Origin of the sequence: Amycolatopsis sp. lyj-346, assembly GCF_046548975.1 — a bacterium.
Classification (GTDB): Bacteria; Actinomycetota; Actinomycetes; order Mycobacteriales; family Pseudonocardiaceae; genus Amycolatopsis.
This window is the reverse complement of record NZ_JAJPWT010000021.1, coordinates 114,085-129,713: the sequence shown is the minus strand read 5'-3', so window position 1 is coordinate 129,713 and position 15,629 is coordinate 114,085. Positions and strand designations below refer to the sequence as shown.

At 65.9% G+C, this 15,629-nt stretch carries 12 protein-coding genes; 6 read left to right on the top strand and 6 right to left on the bottom strand.

What is annotated here, in order from left to right:
* Positions 1 to 112: 112 nt before the first annotated feature.
* Both ACLJQE_RS40425 and ACLJQE_RS40420 read right to left on the bottom strand, forming a co-directional pair.
* Entirely contained in the window at positions 113 to 1,540 is a 1,428-nt protein-coding gene (locus ACLJQE_RS40425) for an FG-GAP-like repeat-containing protein (protein WP_410644969.1), read from the bottom strand.
* Between the two features lie 173 nt (positions 1,541 to 1,713).
* Entirely contained in the window at positions 1,714 to 2,691 is a 978-nt protein-coding gene (locus ACLJQE_RS40420; protein ID WP_410644967.1) for a hypothetical protein, read from the bottom strand.
* A gap of 246 nt (positions 2,692 to 2,937) precedes the next feature.
* Here ACLJQE_RS40420 and ACLJQE_RS40415 point away from each other — a divergent pair, with 246 nt between their 5' ends.
* On the top strand, positions 2,938 to 3,831 hold the full coding sequence (locus ACLJQE_RS40415) for an N-acetylmuramic acid 6-phosphate etherase (protein WP_410644965.1): 894 nt from the start codon (positions 2,938 to 2,940) through the stop codon (positions 3,829 to 3,831).
* A gap of 46 nt (positions 3,832 to 3,877) precedes the next feature.
* Here the strand turns inward: ACLJQE_RS40415 and ACLJQE_RS40410 are convergent, their stop codons facing one another.
* The 3 genes from ACLJQE_RS40410 to ACLJQE_RS40400 all read right to left on the bottom strand — a co-directional run bounded on the left by ACLJQE_RS40410 (position 3,878) and on the right by ACLJQE_RS40400 (position 7,878).
* A complete protein-coding gene (locus ACLJQE_RS40410) occupies positions 3,878 to 4,657 on the bottom strand; it encodes a transposase family protein (protein WP_410644998.1) in 780 nt (259 codons plus the stop codon).
* A 77-nt stretch (positions 4,658 to 4,734) separates the two neighbouring features.
* Entirely contained in the window at positions 4,735 to 6,963 is a 2,229-nt protein-coding gene (locus ACLJQE_RS40405; RefSeq protein WP_410644964.1) for a hypothetical protein, read from the bottom strand.
* An 18-nt stretch (positions 6,964 to 6,981) separates the two neighbouring features.
* Positions 6,982 to 7,878 (bottom strand): hypothetical protein, encoded by an 897-nt coding sequence (locus ACLJQE_RS40400; RefSeq protein ID WP_410644962.1) that lies wholly within the window; start codon positions 7,876 to 7,878, stop codon positions 6,982 to 6,984.
* A 299-nt stretch (positions 7,879 to 8,177) separates the two neighbouring features.
* Here ACLJQE_RS40400 and ACLJQE_RS40395 point away from each other — a divergent pair, with 299 nt between their 5' ends.
* The 3 genes from ACLJQE_RS40395 (at position 8,178) to ACLJQE_RS40385 (ending at position 12,525) form a co-directional block, all read left to right on the top strand.
* Positions 8,178 to 8,378 (top strand): hypothetical protein, encoded by a 201-nt coding sequence (locus ACLJQE_RS40395; RefSeq protein WP_410644960.1) that lies wholly within the window; start codon positions 8,178 to 8,180, stop codon positions 8,376 to 8,378.
* Positions 8,379 to 9,213: 835 nt separating this feature from the next.
* Positions 9,214 to 11,601: a hypothetical protein gene (locus ACLJQE_RS40390; protein ID WP_410644958.1), complete on the top strand. Its 2,388-nt coding sequence runs from the start codon at positions 9,214 to 9,216 to the stop codon at positions 11,599 to 11,601.
* A 91-nt stretch (positions 11,602 to 11,692) separates the two neighbouring features.
* Positions 11,693 to 12,525 (top strand): IS5 family transposase gene (locus tag ACLJQE_RS40385; RefSeq protein WP_410644956.1). Its coding sequence is split into 2 segments (ribosomal slippage): positions 11,693 to 12,434 and positions 12,434 to 12,525, totalling 834 coding nucleotides; the frame shifts between segments, so codons are not numbered across the junction.
* A gap of 128 nt (positions 12,526 to 12,653) precedes the next feature.
* Here the strand turns inward: ACLJQE_RS40385 and ACLJQE_RS40380 are convergent.
* The gene (locus tag ACLJQE_RS40380) at positions 12,654 to 12,929 is read right to left on the bottom strand and encodes a hypothetical protein (RefSeq protein ID WP_410644954.1); all 276 of its coding nucleotides are present in this window, start codon (positions 12,927 to 12,929) and stop codon (positions 12,654 to 12,656) included.
* A 117-nt stretch (positions 12,930 to 13,046) separates the two neighbouring features.
* Here ACLJQE_RS40380 and istA point away from each other — a divergent pair, with 117 nt between their 5' ends.
* Both istA and istB read left to right on the top strand, forming a co-directional pair.
* Positions 13,047 to 14,312 carry an IS21 family transposase gene (gene istA / locus ACLJQE_RS40375; protein WP_410644952.1) on the top strand — a complete coding sequence of 422 codons (1,266 nt, stop codon included), beginning with the start codon at positions 13,047 to 13,049 and terminating at the stop codon, positions 14,310 to 14,312.
* Positions 14,309 to 15,127 carry an IS21-like element helper ATPase IstB gene (gene istB, locus ACLJQE_RS40370; protein ID WP_410644950.1) on the top strand — a complete coding sequence of 273 codons (819 nt, stop codon included), beginning with the start codon at positions 14,309 to 14,311 and terminating at the stop codon, positions 15,125 to 15,127. The genes istA and istB overlap by 4 nt, the downstream gene beginning before the upstream one ends.
* Positions 15,128 to 15,629: the final 502 nt, after the last annotated feature.

Here is a 15,629-nt window from a genome sequence, read left to right as displayed (position 1 = left end):
GACGGAGTGTCGGTTGCCCACTGCATCCGGCTGGTACCTCGCTTGAGGTACACGCAGGCGCGTGACGGCACCGTGCTGATGTCCCGTCGCATGGACATGCCTCGTGTTCTTCTCAGGAACCGGCGCCGAGCCCGTGGACCCAGAGCTGCGGCGGACCCCAGAACCCGGAGCCGGATGAGGTGTCGACGTACCAGTCGCCGCCGGAGGCGAAGAAGGTCACCTCGTCGGCCATGCCGTCGCCGTTGACGTCTGCCAGGAGCTGGTCGGTGGAGCCGCCGCCCTGGCCGTAGGCCCAGTAGGTCGGTTGCCAGAAGCCAGATCCTGACGAGGTGCCGGCTTCCCAGGTACCTGTGGTGTAGTAGTAGGCGATGTCGGCCCGGTGGTCACCACTGATGTCGGCGGCCATCTGGTTGGTGCTGTTCATGCCATGGCCGGCCGACCACTGCCCGGGGTAACCGAAGCTGCTGCCAGTCGACAGGCCCACGTACCAGTTGCCGGAAGAGGCGAAGTAGACCGCGGCGTCCGCCTTCCCGTCGCTGTTGAAGTCTCCGACAAGCTGGCGACTGCTTCCGTAGCCGTGGCCCTGGATCCACCGCGCTGGCGGCCAAAACCCACTTCCCGAGGAGGTCGAGACGTACCAGTCGCCGGTGTTCGCGTCGAAAGTGACGAGATCGGCCATGTCGTCGCCGTTGACATCGACCAGGAACTGCTTGCTGGTGCCCACTGCTTGGCCGGCGGCCCACTGTGCCGGTGACCAGAAACCACCGCCGGATGACAGCGAGACGTACCAGTTCCCGGCAGCGGCGAAGAATGACACCAGGTCGGCTAGACCGTCGCCGTTGACGTCGGCCAGAAAGTACCTGCTTGCGCCGACGGAGTGACCGAAGCTCCATTGACCGGGGTTCCCGAAGCTCGTGCCAGTGGAAAGGCCGACGAATGCCGACCCGCTGTCGCGGTACATGACCACGGCGTCGGCCTTGTTATCGCCGTTGACGTCTCCCAGCAGGCGGGTGCCGACCGAGGTGCTGCCGCCCGAACCGAGATTGGCGATGTAGATGAAACCCTGTGGCCACATCGCGTCCCCGACGTTCAGCAGCCGCCATTGAAAGGTGTTCGCCCATGAGACCTTGATGGTGTTGCCTCCGTTGAGGACTTGCTCAACGTAGGCGACGTGGCCGGCATTGCCGTTCCACGGGGCGTCACCCCACCACGCGACGGCTCCTGCCACAGGTGTCGAACTTTTCGTCACGTGACCGGTGGCGTAGTTCCACCAGGAATCGGCGTTTCCTAGGCCGAGCCACGATGGCTTCGCCACACCGTTCACGGTCTGCTCGACGTAGGCGACGTAGTTTGTGCAGTTGTCGCCCGAATACTGGTTCCAGTACTGTGTGCCGCTGTGGGCGTAGTATCCGTGGTCGACGTACCCAGCGCCAGCACAAGACGCTTGACCCGAGCACAGATTCGTGTCGGCTGCAGCTGGCGTCGTCCCGAAGACCGTAACAATCGCAGCGATGAATGGCATCAGCACCGCAAGGACCACTCGACGTCCTCGCGCCTGGACGGTCTGATTGCCTGCATAGCCTGCCAAAGCGGGGCCACCTTCCTTTGCTGACCGTAGTCGTGCGGTCCGTCCGCGCCGTCACACTTCAGTTGTGGGTGAGAACCCCGTGGGCTTCCCGATTTCGAAGGAACGTGGGTGAAAGATGGTCACGGTCATGCTGTGGAGCGGATCAACAGTCGTCGCAGGTTTTCGTCGTTCCAGGTGTAGTCCAGGCCCTCGATGCCAGCCTTGCGCAAATCCGGGCGCCGGAGTTCAGCGTAGCGCGGAAGGTTTGCTAGGCAGCCGCGAAAGTAATCTGGGTTCGTTAGCACGAGGTCGACGTGGAACTGTTGTTGCACCAGCACGTCCCAACCCTGTTGGGCGTCGTGCAGGAAGATCGGGTACGTTGGATTGTCCCGGGTCGTGGCATTGCACGCATCGAGGACGGTGGGCCTGTCCTGGGTCACGTCCTTGAGGACCCCGACCGTGATCGTGACGGCGTCCTCTAGCCCGCCGGCCGCCATCGAGACCACCGCCCAGCCCCCTTTGTCCCAAGTGAGGCCGACTCCGACGCAGTTGAGGCCTTCTCCGAGATCGGCGTACTTCAGGCCGGCTTCGTCCAGCAAGTTCTTGATCTTGCTCAGCTGTCGGACGGCTGGTTCGAGCCAGGGCGCGGCTGCCTTGGCCTCCGGTGGCGGCTCGGGGGAAACTGTCTGCCGTGCCTTTTCGAGGATCTCGGCGGTGACAGCGGGCTCAGTGCCCTGGTAGTCGGTGAGTGTCTTCGCGGCGAAGAATGCCAGCGCGTCCGCCGTCAGTTGCCCGGTCTCGTTGCCGGTCACGACGTGGCCCGGCGGGAGTTGGAGCAGACATGGCAACGCCGCGGCGGCGATGCGGGCTTCGAGGTCCTTCGGTGTGGCGGAAAGGCAGAGTTCCAGCCAATCGGCGGGTCCGAGCAGGTGTGCGATGTTCAGGTTCCAGAAGCTGGTGAAGGCGAACACCTGTCCGGCGAGGTGCAAGTCGCCTCGGCGCGCGGCGGTCTCAGCGACGGCGGTCAGCCAACGCCAGCCCACCTCCGGGTCCCCGTTGGTGAGCAGGTCTTCCGCTCGGCGGACACCGGCCGCGGCGAAGATGTCGGCACTGACTTTCCGCATTCTTGCGTCCGTCCCGACCGCTACGGTGAACGCGCTCATCAAACGCCGGGCGTGTTCGAGTTCGCCGTCGTCGATCGTCGGAGTCGCGGGAGACTTTCTCGCTGGCGCGGGTTTCTTACCGAATATCCCCATATCGGTTCATTCCTGCCGTTGGAATCGAGAACCTTGTCGGCCGGTCGGCCGGGGTTTCGCACACTAAAGTCGCGATCGCGAGCTCGGTGTTACAAAGGCGGTGACAAACCTCTGGTGGTCGCAGCCTCGGGCGAGGCGACGGATATCATGTTGCGGAAGTTCTTCACCGAATGGAGCGATGTATCGATGGAAACGTCCCTGCCTCCCACCGAGCAACAGAATCCCCGGTCGGCCGGGCTGGGAGAGCTCGACGCTACCGGTGTGATTGCGTTGATGGACGCCGAGGAGGGCTTGATCGCCCGTGCGGTGCAGTCGGCCGCAGCCGAGATCGCCGCGGTGGCTGAGGCGTTGGCGAGGTGCTTCCTCGAGGGCGGCCGGGTGGTACTTGTCGGGGGTGGGACGAGCGGGCATCTCGTTGTGCAGGAGGTCGCGGAGCTCGGGCCGACGTTTGGTGTACCGGCGGGTCGATTCGTTGCAATGGTTGCGAGCGGCACGCTGGTCGGCGCTCCGGTTGTCACGGCGGACGAAGACGATGTGACGGCTGCAGTCGAAGGGCTGGCCGCCTTGGCTGTCGGTGCTGGTGACGTGGTGGTGGGCGTTGCGGCCAGTGGCAGTACGCCCTTCACGCTCTCCGCGGTCGTTAACGCTCGCCGTCGAGGTGCGACGACTGCCGGCGTTGCCAACAACGCCGGCAGTCCACTGCTGCGGCAGACCAGTCTTCCGGTTCTGCTCGACACCGGTCCCGAGATCCTCACCGGTTCGTCCCGCCTGAAGGCGGGTTCGGCGCAGAAGGCGGCGTTGAACCGGATGACCATGGCGGCGATGGTGCTCGCCGGCCGGGTTCGCTCGAACTACATGGTCGATCTTCGCGGGACGAACGACAAGCTCCGGGCACGGGCGACGCGGATCGTTGCTGATCTTTCCGGCGCCGACACGCCGACGGCACGCGCCGCCCTTGAACGCTCTGACTGGCAGGTCCGTGCCGCGCTCGACCTTCTCAGCTGCTAAGGGATGTCTCGTAACTGAGAGCGTGGTTGGTGGGACTGGTGTTGCGTCAGGTTTCAAGGAGGACGTTGTGCAGGTGCGCGATTCCGGACACCGTGTCGGCGAGCGTGCTGGCGGCGCGGCGGTAGTCGCGGAGGATCTTGAAGTTCTTCATCCGGGCCAGGACGTGTTCGACGCGAGCGCGGACCTTGCGGTGGGTGGCGTTGAGATTCTCTTTCCAGTCCGGGAGTTCGCTGCCGTCGCGAGGTTTGCGGTAGGGCATGACCACCCCGGGATTGCCTTGATAACCGCCGTCGGCCATCACCGGCCGACCGGCGAGTTGCTCGGCCATGCCCGAGTCGCGGTAGACGGTGCAGTCGTTGCGGCTGCCCGGCCGCGGATCTCCGGTGGCGATCACCAGCCGGGTCTCGGCATCGATCGCGACCTGCACGTTGGCCGAATAGCGGTAGTTCTTCGACGGTGTCGCCAGCCGATGATCCCGCGTCGGCACCAGCGTGCCGTCCACGATCGCGACCGCATCCGCCCGGCGTTTGCGGACCGGCGCCAGCGCCAGCAGCGGGCCGATCGAGTCGATCACCCGGTGCGCGGCGGAGTGCGACACCCCGAACAACGGCCCGATCTGGCGCATCGTCAGGTTCGTCCGCCAGTACGCGGCGACCAGGAGCACCCGGTCTGCCAGGGGCAACGCCCACGGGCGGCCCGGGCGGCCGTCCGTGATCTCGTCTCCGCCGCGCTTCGCGACCAGCCGCACCAGCTTGCGGAACTGGGCTGGCTGCAGCCCGGTGAACGGGGCAATCCACTCCGGCCGCGACGCTGTGATCACCTGCACCACACCAACATGATCGACTACCGGCCCCGCCGGCCCGGCACCGGGTTACGAGACATCCCTTAGGGCTGAGGGGCTCGTCAGCCCGGGAGCGGCTCGCCGCGCGAACCGCGCCAGGAAGCCAGCCACGCGCCGAACTGCGGGTGCACGCTGGTGAAGTATCGGTAAAGCATTGACGACGTGCTCAGCCTGCCGATGATGTTGGCGTCGTAGTTGTGCCGACGCAGTTGCCGGGTGGTGTCGGCGAGATCTAGCCGCACGGACTGGTCGGGCGCATCGGGAGCGCAGTGTAGAACGTCGAGCTCTTCAACCTTCTGAGACACTTGACCAGCGGGCACCACGGGCAATCTGGCGTCGGGGTGCAGCAGCGAGCACCACAACGCCAGCTGGAGCGCCAGACCGGGGTGCACGTACTCGTCGGACAGCATGCTGACGTACAACCGGTCGACCTCATCTAGGCTGACGAGCACGGCGGGCGGCATGGGCAGCTCGTCCGAGACGAGGTCCCGGCTCCGGCAGATGCCGGCCCGCAGCGCTGACAGGCCACAGAGTTGAGCACGCAACACTAGGGTCGGTGTCTGGGACACCCAGCGGATGTTGCCGATTCGGCCGTCCACCCCGCGCACCTCTGGCAACTCGTCGCGAAGCAGCTCCAGCAGGTTGCTCGCGTGCGTGCTCCACCACAGCGCATGCCTGATGAAGTAGGCAGGTGGCGCCGTGAGCGTCTCGAGGTCTTCGACCAGCAGGCATTGCTCGGCCTGCTTGGTCCACAGGCCTGCCAGGCCGAGAGCGATCTGCTGGACGGTTTCCAAGAAGTACTCGCCGCGCAGAACTCCAGCCTTCCTCAGTTCGTGGGACTGGACGAAGGCGTCCATGCCGTGAATTAGTCCCGCCTGCCAGCGGTTGTTCTTCGTCGCTAGCACCATCTCCGACCGGAGCCGGTGCACCCGAAGTCCCGGGTTTCCGGACGGTGGAAGCGGCGCGGTCTCGACGGAGCGCCGGAATTCGTGCCTGAGTTCGGCGCCCTCAGCTCCGCCGGTTAGGCCGACCAAGTCCCAGTCCACCGAGTGATCGGCCAGATCGACCTCGAGGATCAGCTTCGGTTCCCGCGTAGTGACCAGTCGCCGGCCTGCGCAGTATAGCCGTGCGGCCACCGGTGCGTCCTCGCGCCGAAGGCGGGCGCGGAGATTCGCGGCGGTCTGGGTGAGGTCGTGCACCAGTGCCTCCGGGTCCGAGTACTCCTCACCTCGCATCATCCGTTCGGGAAGCGGGCCGGCGCGGAGCAGCCCGGGGTCTCGCGGGGTCGAGCGCAGGACCGCACCGAGTTTCGCCAGTTGTACCGAGAGCTGGACGTCCGTGGACAGCAGGATCGACGTGCCGGGGAGAGGTACCCATGTGCGGTACGCACCCAGCACGAGATCGTCCACCGACCGCGCGGCTACCAGCGCAGGGAGGCGTCGGGCGGCGTGAACTGCCTGGCCGAACGACAGCTGGACCGCGGCAGCCGCGCGCCTGCGGTCCTTTTCGGGAAAGGTGTTTGTCGACCTCGCTGGCTCGACGCTGACCTCCTCGGAGGGGACGACGACGTCCCGTTGCCAGGCGCGCAGCGCGCGGTGCCGGAGCCAGCGCCCGGCCTTCTGCGCCGCGGGGCTCTTCGCCACTACCAGGTACCGGTAGGCCTGGTCACCGGCGATCTGCCGGACTAGATCCGGTAGCAGTTCGGGCATGCTCGCCTGCCACTCTGCCGCGATCAGGTGCGGGAGACGCTCGAGGAGAATCGCGCGGAGCCGTTCCCACTCGCGGGCGCCTGGCCAGAGTCTCGGATCATCCGGCCAGGTCGGCAAGGCACCGAGACCCGGCGTACCCGCGGACCGGACCGGATCACCGAGAAGCTCCACAGCGCGTGACTGGACCGCGGGATCCTTGACCACCATCCACGCCCAGTTCTTCATCGTGCCGATCTCGTAGTTCCGGCCGGTCTCGGCGGCGCCGGCGAGCCTGCGCGCTTCGGCGACTGAAACCGGGGAACACCGGATCCCGTTCGTGAAACCGACCACCCGCTGCATGTAGTCGGAACTCAGGCCGAACTGCGGCTTGGCGGTGCCCTTCGTCCGGAACTCCTCGAGCAGTGCGGCGTAGAATCGGTGGGTCCGGGCCAATGCGTCGACCCGCCAGCCCGTCGCGGTGTCCACTAGCAACCCGGACACCGGCCCGAGCTCGCCCAGCCGCCCGGCCCGCACCGACTTGCCCTCGAGGGCGTCACGAAAGACGGCCAGTCCCTCGTGGAGTTGGGCCGCAAACACGTTCACGGGTCTTTCCACGCGCAGTCACCCCTTCGCCACGTCGTCCACGAGCGCCTTCGCGGACCGAAGGGTGCTGCGCACCTCCTGCGTGTACCAAGGCGCGTCGAAGATCCGGCGGCTCGGGTCGCCTGGTGGCGTGCCAATGGTCTCGATGTCGAGGTCGAAGGGACGGCCGAGCACCCGCACTGCGTCCCAATGCTGGTACCGCGCGTAGATGTGAGTGGTCACCAGCAACAGCCGGGCGCCACGGGCGAAGCCGAACCGGCCTGCAGCCTGCCGGTAAGTGTCGGCCGTGTTAGCCGGACGGTTCTCCGGTTCGCTGCTGCGTGCCGCGAACACCCAGGTCTCGGGCTTGCTCGGCCGGTGGGCGATGAGGGAGGCGAGACGAGGTGATGCTGCAGGATCGCCCTCGGACTCGGTCTCCCAAGGACCCGGGTGCGGGAAGGTCGTGGCAGCGAGCGTCTTCAGCAGCGCGACTTCGGTTCGCGCGTCGGCGTCGACCGTGTCGGCGAGCTCACGCTCCTTTTCCTGCAGTTCGCGGAACGAGCCGAGCAAGGCGATCCGGCCGGGCGCGGCCCTGTTCTCGCGGACCAGGGCCGCCAGGTACTCGGCCCGGCTGATGCACCCGGTGGCGAGGCCGCCGAGCACAAGCGCAACGTCGTATGCCCCGCCAGTGGGCGCGGCAGGGTCGGCCATCCCCAGTTGCCCGGCAAGGTACTCGACCCGCTTGATCCGGTCGTCGTCCCAGGTGCCGGCTGCGATGTCCAGCCGGCTGCCGCCCCCGCGCAAGTCCCACACGTTCGAGAACTCGACGAGGGAGGCCAGGACTTCGGCAAGCGTCCCGGTGGGCCAGGTCCCGCCGAAGAGTTCGACCAGTTCTCGAAGGGCCGGTCGGTGCGTCCACTCGGCGACGTCCTCCACCGGATCGTCCCCGCTGCGGTGCACCAGAGCTTTCGGGTTCATCTGAGGCTCCTTCTGACGGGCGGCCGGCCGATGCCGGGCGCGTAGCACAGTTTCCCGGCTCGGGCGCCTGGCCGCCCGGTTCGGTCGCGGTTCCCCACGAAATTGGCAACAAGCTTGCGTGGTCGGTTGAAAACCTGGCTCGGCCCATGCTTCGGCACAGGGGAATATACTCGTGAGTGAAAACGAGTAATCGATCTTCGTTGAGACCGGTGAACTGCAGTATTGCCCCAGTTCAGCCGGATTCTCAGGAGGTCGACATGGTTCTCACACCGCGCATCGCAGCCGTCATCAGCGGCCTGCAGTGGCTCGTCTCGCTGACCGCCGTGGTATTCGCGGGTCTGGCGGTCCTCGTGGCCCTGCCCATGGACAGCGGGCGACGCGCCTTCGCCGAGCGGATCTTCAAGGCCGCTCTTGCCACTGTTCCACGTAGTAGAGGTGGATATAGTGAAAAGACGTGAAGCGGGTTCACGTTCTCCGCGTCGAGTACTCGTGGTCACCTCCGGTCTGTATGTGAGTCAGCCGAAGAGTCTCTTCGCGGGATGGTGACGTTACGGGATGTTCGGAATTGGCTGGCACTGCCTTTCCATTGATTGATCAACCGCTGTCCGTCGGTCCGCCTGGCCGACCTCGTCGAACGTCTGTACTCCGACCTCGAAGATCTGCGCGAGATGGCCGGCTCCGCGCCGTTCACCCGTGGTGAAGATCTCGCCCTCAACGCGGTCCGGCGCTCGTGCGATGACGTCGAGAAGGCGGTAGATTCCGCTGAAGGGTTCTTCCCGATCCCTCGATCCGCTGCTTCAGCCCGGATGGGCCGGGGTGCTATCGCGGTTGAAGCCGGCGAGCACCGGATGCACGCAAGCCGCGGGATGGAAGTCGATGGAACCGCTGCGGTCGGCAGTCCGGGAGATGCTGCGGGAGACCCCGACTCTGGTGTCTCTCGCCGGCCAGATCCGAGCACGGCGCCCCGTTCAATGAGACGCGCCACCGGCGGGAGGCGCCCATGACGCCAGCCCCCCGGAGAGGTTCCGCCGTCACGTCGTCCGCGTTCACAACCGCTGATGACCAGGTAGGCCGTCCCAACGCCCTCGTTGGGCGGAGCTGAGCCCGGTGTGCAGGAGTAGCCTTTGCAGCGCAGGGCGTCGGCGACGGCCTTCCAGGTGGGTAGCACGGTGGGACCTGTTCAAACGCGACCCACTCAGCCGTGGCGCCGAGGGCGTGGAGCGCCAGGAGCCGCCGGAGCCGGTCCAGTGATGGGATGGAGTAACCTCTCTCGCCCCGTGGTTCAATCCGGCGGTGACGAACGAAAGCCTTTCGTACGCCTCGGTGAGTACCACCCTTCGTCCGCCGCGGGTGGTCATCGTGGTCGATGGTGGTGAGCAGTGGAGCTACTGGGTTCGGCGCGCCATGTTCCGAGCCGACAAGGTGTGGGGCGGAGCTGGTTTCGCCGTCGTGCCGCAGCGTGATGGCAAGGTCGATCCGGTGCTGTTGCGCGGTTGCGAGGCTTACGATCCTGACTTCGTCGTGACCTATCACCCGACGATTGCCGACGAACACTTCCAGCCGGGGTTTATCGAGGTACCCGCCGACGTCGAGCGAGAGCAGTTCCTCAGCATGGTGGTGGACGACGACGTGCCGAGCGACGCTGATGACCGGGCCAGGAGGCAAATTGTTGCCGCTTGTTCGACTTACCGGTCACTTCGTGCAGGTGAGTGGCGCGAGAACGTCGAGTACCTGGGCGAGGGCCCGGACGCGCACTTCGTCGACGTTCTTGGCATGGCAAACACGTTGCAAGGTTCCCTTATCGCGTGCCCTGCGCAGTGGGGAGGAACGTTGGGCGCTGCCATCGCGGGCGTCGCGGGTGTCGCCGAGTCGCCAGCCCGGGACGCAGTAACACCCGACCTCGCTGACGAGGATCGCGGCAAACTGGGTGCGTGGCTGCTCGGCGCTCGAAATTTGGCGTCCGAGGAGCTCGTATGGCATCCGGGCGCGGCGGTCGGCGTTGACGCGTCGGAGACCCCGACGGCGCATGACCGTTCCAAGACCGGCCTCGTCGAGATTTCCACTGGTTTCGACATCAACCGTACTGGACTGCTGGTCGTCGGTGACAGCGTGGAGGATTTCGCACTGGCGCGGCTATGGCGAACGACATTCGGCAATGGATTCTGGCTGCCGTCGGACCTGCTCGGGGAAGCGGTAATAACGACCTGGTGGATCGCTCAGCAGGTGAGTCGGATTGCTCGCAACCTCGCGCAGTACTCAAATCGCCTGGCGATCACGTCGATGTCGCGATCGATGGAGGATGTTGCGGCGGTGGGTGACCAACTCATGTCGGCTTACTCGTTCAAGGTGCCCAAGGCCGCTGATCTTTCGGCGATGACACGTGAGGATTTACCGTGGCGCCAGGTACAGAAGGTCGGTTTGGCGGTCCAGGACCAGTGGGAGAACCGGCTCACTGTACCGGTGTCGGTGACAGACGATGGAACTCGGCGGATGGCTGCGCCGCTGCCTGCTCCGGTGCTCAAAGACGCGGATCTGGCCGCGCACCCGGATCTGCAGTACCAGGTGGACGTCACGTGGGATGACGGCCGTGCCCCACGCCGGCGCGGAATGGACAGTGCGGAGCTCTTCGCCGAGCGTCCGAGATTCCAGCCCACTTGGGCGCGTAGTAGTAGGTTCGGGATCACGTTGCAGTCGCGTCGGAACGACTTGGTGATGGCCGGGACCCGGCCGGAGAACACTCTCGCTCGCGTCGCACTCCGGGACATGAGTCTCGCCGCGTGGATCGAGACGAAGGCGATTGAACACAACCTTGCCGCGCGGCCGAGCGAGGCAGGCCTGCGCGCGGCGTTGCTGGCCAGCATGCTCGGGGGCCGCGACCGATATGTCGACTTGTTCGGAGGCGCTCTGCTGCCCGCGCTCCGCGCGATGTTCCCCAGCAGTCCGAAAAGTAAAGAGGCATATCCGGATGGCGGTGGTGTTTCGCTGTCATCGCGGGAGGGGGTTCTTGATTTTGGTGGCATCCGGGGGAGGGCCGTAGGACTCGGCGAGTCCGATGTGCGCGATCGACTCGATGCCGCGTTGCGAGCTGGGGTGATTCGCCGAGGCATGGTCATTCAGTGTTCGACTTGCGAACAGAAGCAGTTCCAGACGATCGACAGGCTCGGTCAACGCTGGTCCTGTGTCCGTTGTGACGCTGTGAACGACTTGGACCAGCGCGCCTGGAAGTACCCCGTTGACGAGCCGAAGTGGTTCTACGATCTGCATCCGGTGGCCAGGCAGGTTCTGTCCGAGCACGGTGAGGTCCCAGCACTTCTGTCAGCTCGGCTTCGGTCGGAAGTCCAGGACGGGCCGATCGATGACGCCGTCGAGGTTGTGTTCCTCAAGAACAACCAACGTCAAGTAGAAGTCGATCTTGTGGCGTACGCAGACGACTTCGTGACAGTCGCGGAATGCAAGACACCGGGCGAATTGGTCGGAAAGGCGGGGAGACGGGAGGTCACGAAGAAGTGCCGCGCAGCGGCTTGGTTGCGTGCCGACCGGCTGTTGTTTGCCACGACTGCTGAGGAGTGGACTTCGGCCACCAAAGACATGGTCGGAGAGGAGGTCAGGAGCTTCGACGGTTGGGGTGTCCTCGGGCCGCCTGATATAGAATTCGTCGCTGGGCTGGGGCCGCATGCCTAACTTGCCGGGGTTCTGCCCCGGCCGCCCGATCACCCCTTAGACCGCATCTCGTTTGGGGCGGTTGTCGGGCGGGCGATATTGTTGATCTGCGATGACGGATGTGGAGAAGTGGTGTCCGGAGCCGGTGTGGCTGCTGGCGTGTTCGCTGTTGCCCGATGCACCGCAACGCCACCAGGGCGGAGGTCGGCGCCGGCTCGACGACCGCGCGGTGCTGGCCGCGATTCTTTACGTACTGCAAACCGGTTGTGCCTGGTCAGCGCTGCCCGCCTCTTTCGGGGTCAGCGCCCCGACCGCGCATCGCCGGTTCACCGAGTGGGTCGAGGCGGAGGTGTTCGCCCGGCTGCACCAGATGATGCTGGATCTGCTCGGTTCTGCCGGAGCGGTCGACTGGTCACGAGCGTCGGTGGACGCCATGCAGGGTCAGGGCGGTAAAAGGGGGGACCTGACTGGCCCCAGCCCGGTCGACCGGGGCAAGCCGGGCTCGAAGATTCACGCAATGAGCGATCGCGGTGGCATCCCGCTGTCGGTGGTCATCTCCGCGGCCAACCGCAACGACCACCTGACGTTCGAGGCGGTGGTCGATGCGGTCGCACCGGTCACCGGGCCGGTCGGACGGCCACGGCGCCGGCCGCGCAAGCTGCACGCTGACAAGGGCTACGACTACCCGGCCTGCCGGACGGTGTTGCGCCGGCGGGGCATCGTTGCCCGGATCGCCCGCCGGGGTATCGAGTCGGCCAAACGGCTGGGACGTCATCGGTACGTCATCGAACGGACCTTGGAGTGGGTTTCCCGGTTCCGGCGGCTGGCACGCCGCTATGAGCGCAAGGCCGCCCACTCCTGGGTTTCACTCAGCTGGCCTGCGCAGTGACCTGCTACCGCCGAGCCGTCAAGCTGGATCTTCTCACCCACCTCAACCCCAAATGAGATGTGGTCTAAGTCGCGCATGCACCGGCTTGGACCAGCGGCGATCTACGGCCATCGACGCCTGGAACAATTCCTGGTCACTATGGGCGCCGGCGATGACGCATACCGTAACCAGTTGCTCCCGCTGATTAATTGGACCAACCCGCGGCCGCGACGACCACCTGATGTGAATCAGAGTCGAACCGCTCGACCTCGGAGAGCAGCGACCCGACGAGCTTCGCCGTCTCCTCAATGCTCTGGACGAAGTTAGGCGTTGCCCGACAGGCCATGGCGAGCGTTACTTCGGCTGCCTCGTCGCCGCACTCGACAAGAAGGTCATCGACTGGATGCGCAGGACCGGTCTGAAACGACACCCTTCGCGCCGGCAGCTCGGAGGATTCGGGCCGCCGGTTCCCGGTCAACATGCTGGCCAGGTAGATCGTCGCGACGCAATGCGCGAACGAAACCCCTCCGCTGCCGCTGACTCGTGAAAACTGACCCCCAGGAGTCTTCCGAAAGTTGACCCCCTCTGAGGTAGGAGGGTGTTGAACGTGGAGGACTGGGCGGAGATCCGCCGGTTGCATCGGGCTGAGGGCGTGCCGATCAAGGAGATTGTCCGGCGGTTGGGGATCGCGCGGAACACGGTCCGGGCGGCGTTGAGATCGGACGGGCCGCCGTCGTATCAGCGGGCGTCGCGAGGGTCGGTGGCGGATGCGTTCGAGCCGCAGATCCGGGCGCTGCTGGTGGAGTGGCCGCGGATGCCGGGCCCGGTGATCGCGCAGAAGATCGGCTGGCCGTACTCGATGTCGCCGCTGAAGAAGAAGCTGGCCGCGTTGCGGCCGGAGTATGCCGGGATCGATCCGGTCGACCGGGTCGTCTACGAGCCCGGCCAGATCGCCCAGTGCGACCTGTGGTTCCCCGAGCCACGGATCCCGGTCGCCGCGGGCCAGGAAAGGGTGCTGCCGGTGCTGGTGATGACACTGTGCTTCTCGCGGTTCCTGACCGCGACGATGATCCCGTCGCGGCAGGCCGGGGACATCCTGTCGGGGATGTGGCAGCTGATCAACGGGATCGGCCGGGTCACCAAGCAGCTGGTCTGGGACCGGGAGTCCGCGATCGGCGGAACCGGGCGGGTCAGCGTCCCGGCCGCGGCGTTCGCCGGCACCCTGGCGGCGAAGATCGTGCTCGCGCCGCCGCGGGACCCGGAGTTCAAGGGCATGGTCGAGCGGAACAACCAGTTCCTGGAGACCTCGTTCCTGCCCGGACGGGTCTTCACCAGCCCGGCCGACTTCAACACCCAGCTTGATGGCTGGCTGGCCCGGGTGAACAACCGGACCGTCCGGTCGATCCAGGGCCGCCCGGTGGAGCTGTTGGAGACCGATTACCAGGCGATGCTGCCGTTGCCGCCGGTCGCCCCGCCGATCGGGCTGAACCAGCGGGTCCGGCTCGGGCGGGACTACTACGTGCGCGTCGACGCCGTCGACTACTCCGTCGACCCGCGGATGATCGGCCGGTTCGTTGATGTCACCGCCTCGCTGGGCGAGGTGAGGGTGTCCTGCGACGGTCAGCTCATCGCCCGGCACGACCGCAGCTGGGCCAAGCAGGTCGTGGTCACCGACCCGGCTCATCAAGCCGCCGCAGCCTTGCTGCGGAAGAACGTCGCGGCCGAAGGCCTGCGCCGCGAGGTCTCCGGCGAGACCCGCCGTCACGCCGACGGACACGTCGTCGCGATGCGGGCCTTGCCGGACTACGACGCGCTCTTCGGCGTCGATTTCACTGCACCGCCAACGAAAGCGAGCAACACATGAGCACAACCGCCAATCCCAAACCTTCGGCCGCAGCGCCGAAGGATGGGCTGCCGTCCCAGATCGCTTATCTCACCCGGGTGCTCAAGACCCCGACGATCGGGGCGTTCTGGGAGCAGCTGGCCGGTCAGGCCCGGGATGAGAACTGGTCGCATGAGGAATACCTCGCCGCGCTGTTGCAGCGCCAGGTCGCCGACCGCGAGTCCAAAGGCACTGTGATGCGGATCCGCACCGCCCACTTCCCGGCGGTCAAGACCCTGGAGGACTTCAACCTCGACCATCTGCCTTCGCTGCGCCGCGATGTCCTGGCGCACTTGTCGACCAGCACGTTCGTCGCGAAGGCTGAGAACGTGATCCTGCTCGGCCCGCCCGGGATCGGCAAAACCCACCTGGCGATCGGGCTCGGGGTCAGGGCCACCCAGGCCGGGCACTCGGTGCTGTTCGACACGGCCAGCAACTGGATCGCCCGGCTCACCGCCGCCCACCACAGCAACCGGCTCGAGGCTGAGCTGAAGAAGATCCGCCGCTACAAGCTGATCATCATCGACGAGGTCGGCTACATCCCGTTCGACCAGGACGCGGCGAACCTGTTCTTCCAGCTCATCGCCTCCCGCTATGAGCAGGGCTCGGTGATGGTGACCTCGAACCTGCCGTTCGGGCGCTGGGGAGAGACCTTCTCCGACGACGTCGTCGCCGCGGCCATGATCGACCGCCTGGTCCACCACGCCGAGGTGCTCACCCTCACCGGCGACTCCTATCGCACCCGCCAACGCCGCAACCTGTTGCGCGACCAGCAGCAGAACACCGACCAGAACTAGACGACAACACCTCGGAGGGGGGTCAATTTTCCGGAGACCACCCGGGGTCAAAGTTCACGAAGCGTTGACATCCGCCGCCGGTCGCGTAGGTGCTCGAACCCCGCTCAGTCTTACCAGCAGCCTCAGCGCCGGACTCGGCACCGGCGTTCTGGGGAGCATCCGGCGCAGGCCCTCCTCCTCCCCCACTTCCTCGGACTCGCCGGCTCGGTCCGGGGCAACGGGCTCGTTCATGTGCGCCTTACAATGACATCCTGCTTGCACCGTGGAATCGGGATCACGTCGTGCCATCGTCGCCTCCTGTTGTCGAGAAAGCGACCCCACGAGCGGGCGTTAGCCCGCTGGACGCTCCAATCACACGCCGAACGATCCTCGGCGGCGTGATCAACGAGTACCGGCGAGCTGCCTCAGCTGACCCGGCAAAACACCTGGTCACGGCCTACGCATCGACTTTGGCACGGTACAAGCATCAGCAGCCTCAGCCGACAGTCGACGTGACTGGTTG

Bases quoted from the DNA above. Each gene is read 5' to 3' on its own strand.
- ACLJQE_RS40380 (WP_410644954.1), bottom strand. From the start codon at position 12,929: ATGTTGACCGGGAACCGGCGGCCCGAATCCTCCGAGCTGCCGGCGCGA.
- ACLJQE_RS40395 (WP_410644960.1), top strand. From the start codon at position 8,178: ATGGTTCTCACACCGCGCATCGCAGCCGTCATCAGCGGCCTGCAGTGG.
- ACLJQE_RS40420 (WP_410644967.1), bottom strand. From the start codon at position 2,691: ATGCGGAAAGTCAGTGCCGACATCTTCGCCGCGGCCGGTGTCCGCCGA.
- istB (WP_410644950.1), top strand. From the start codon at position 14,309: ATGAGCACAACCGCCAATCCCAAACCTTCGGCCGCAGCGCCGAAGGAT.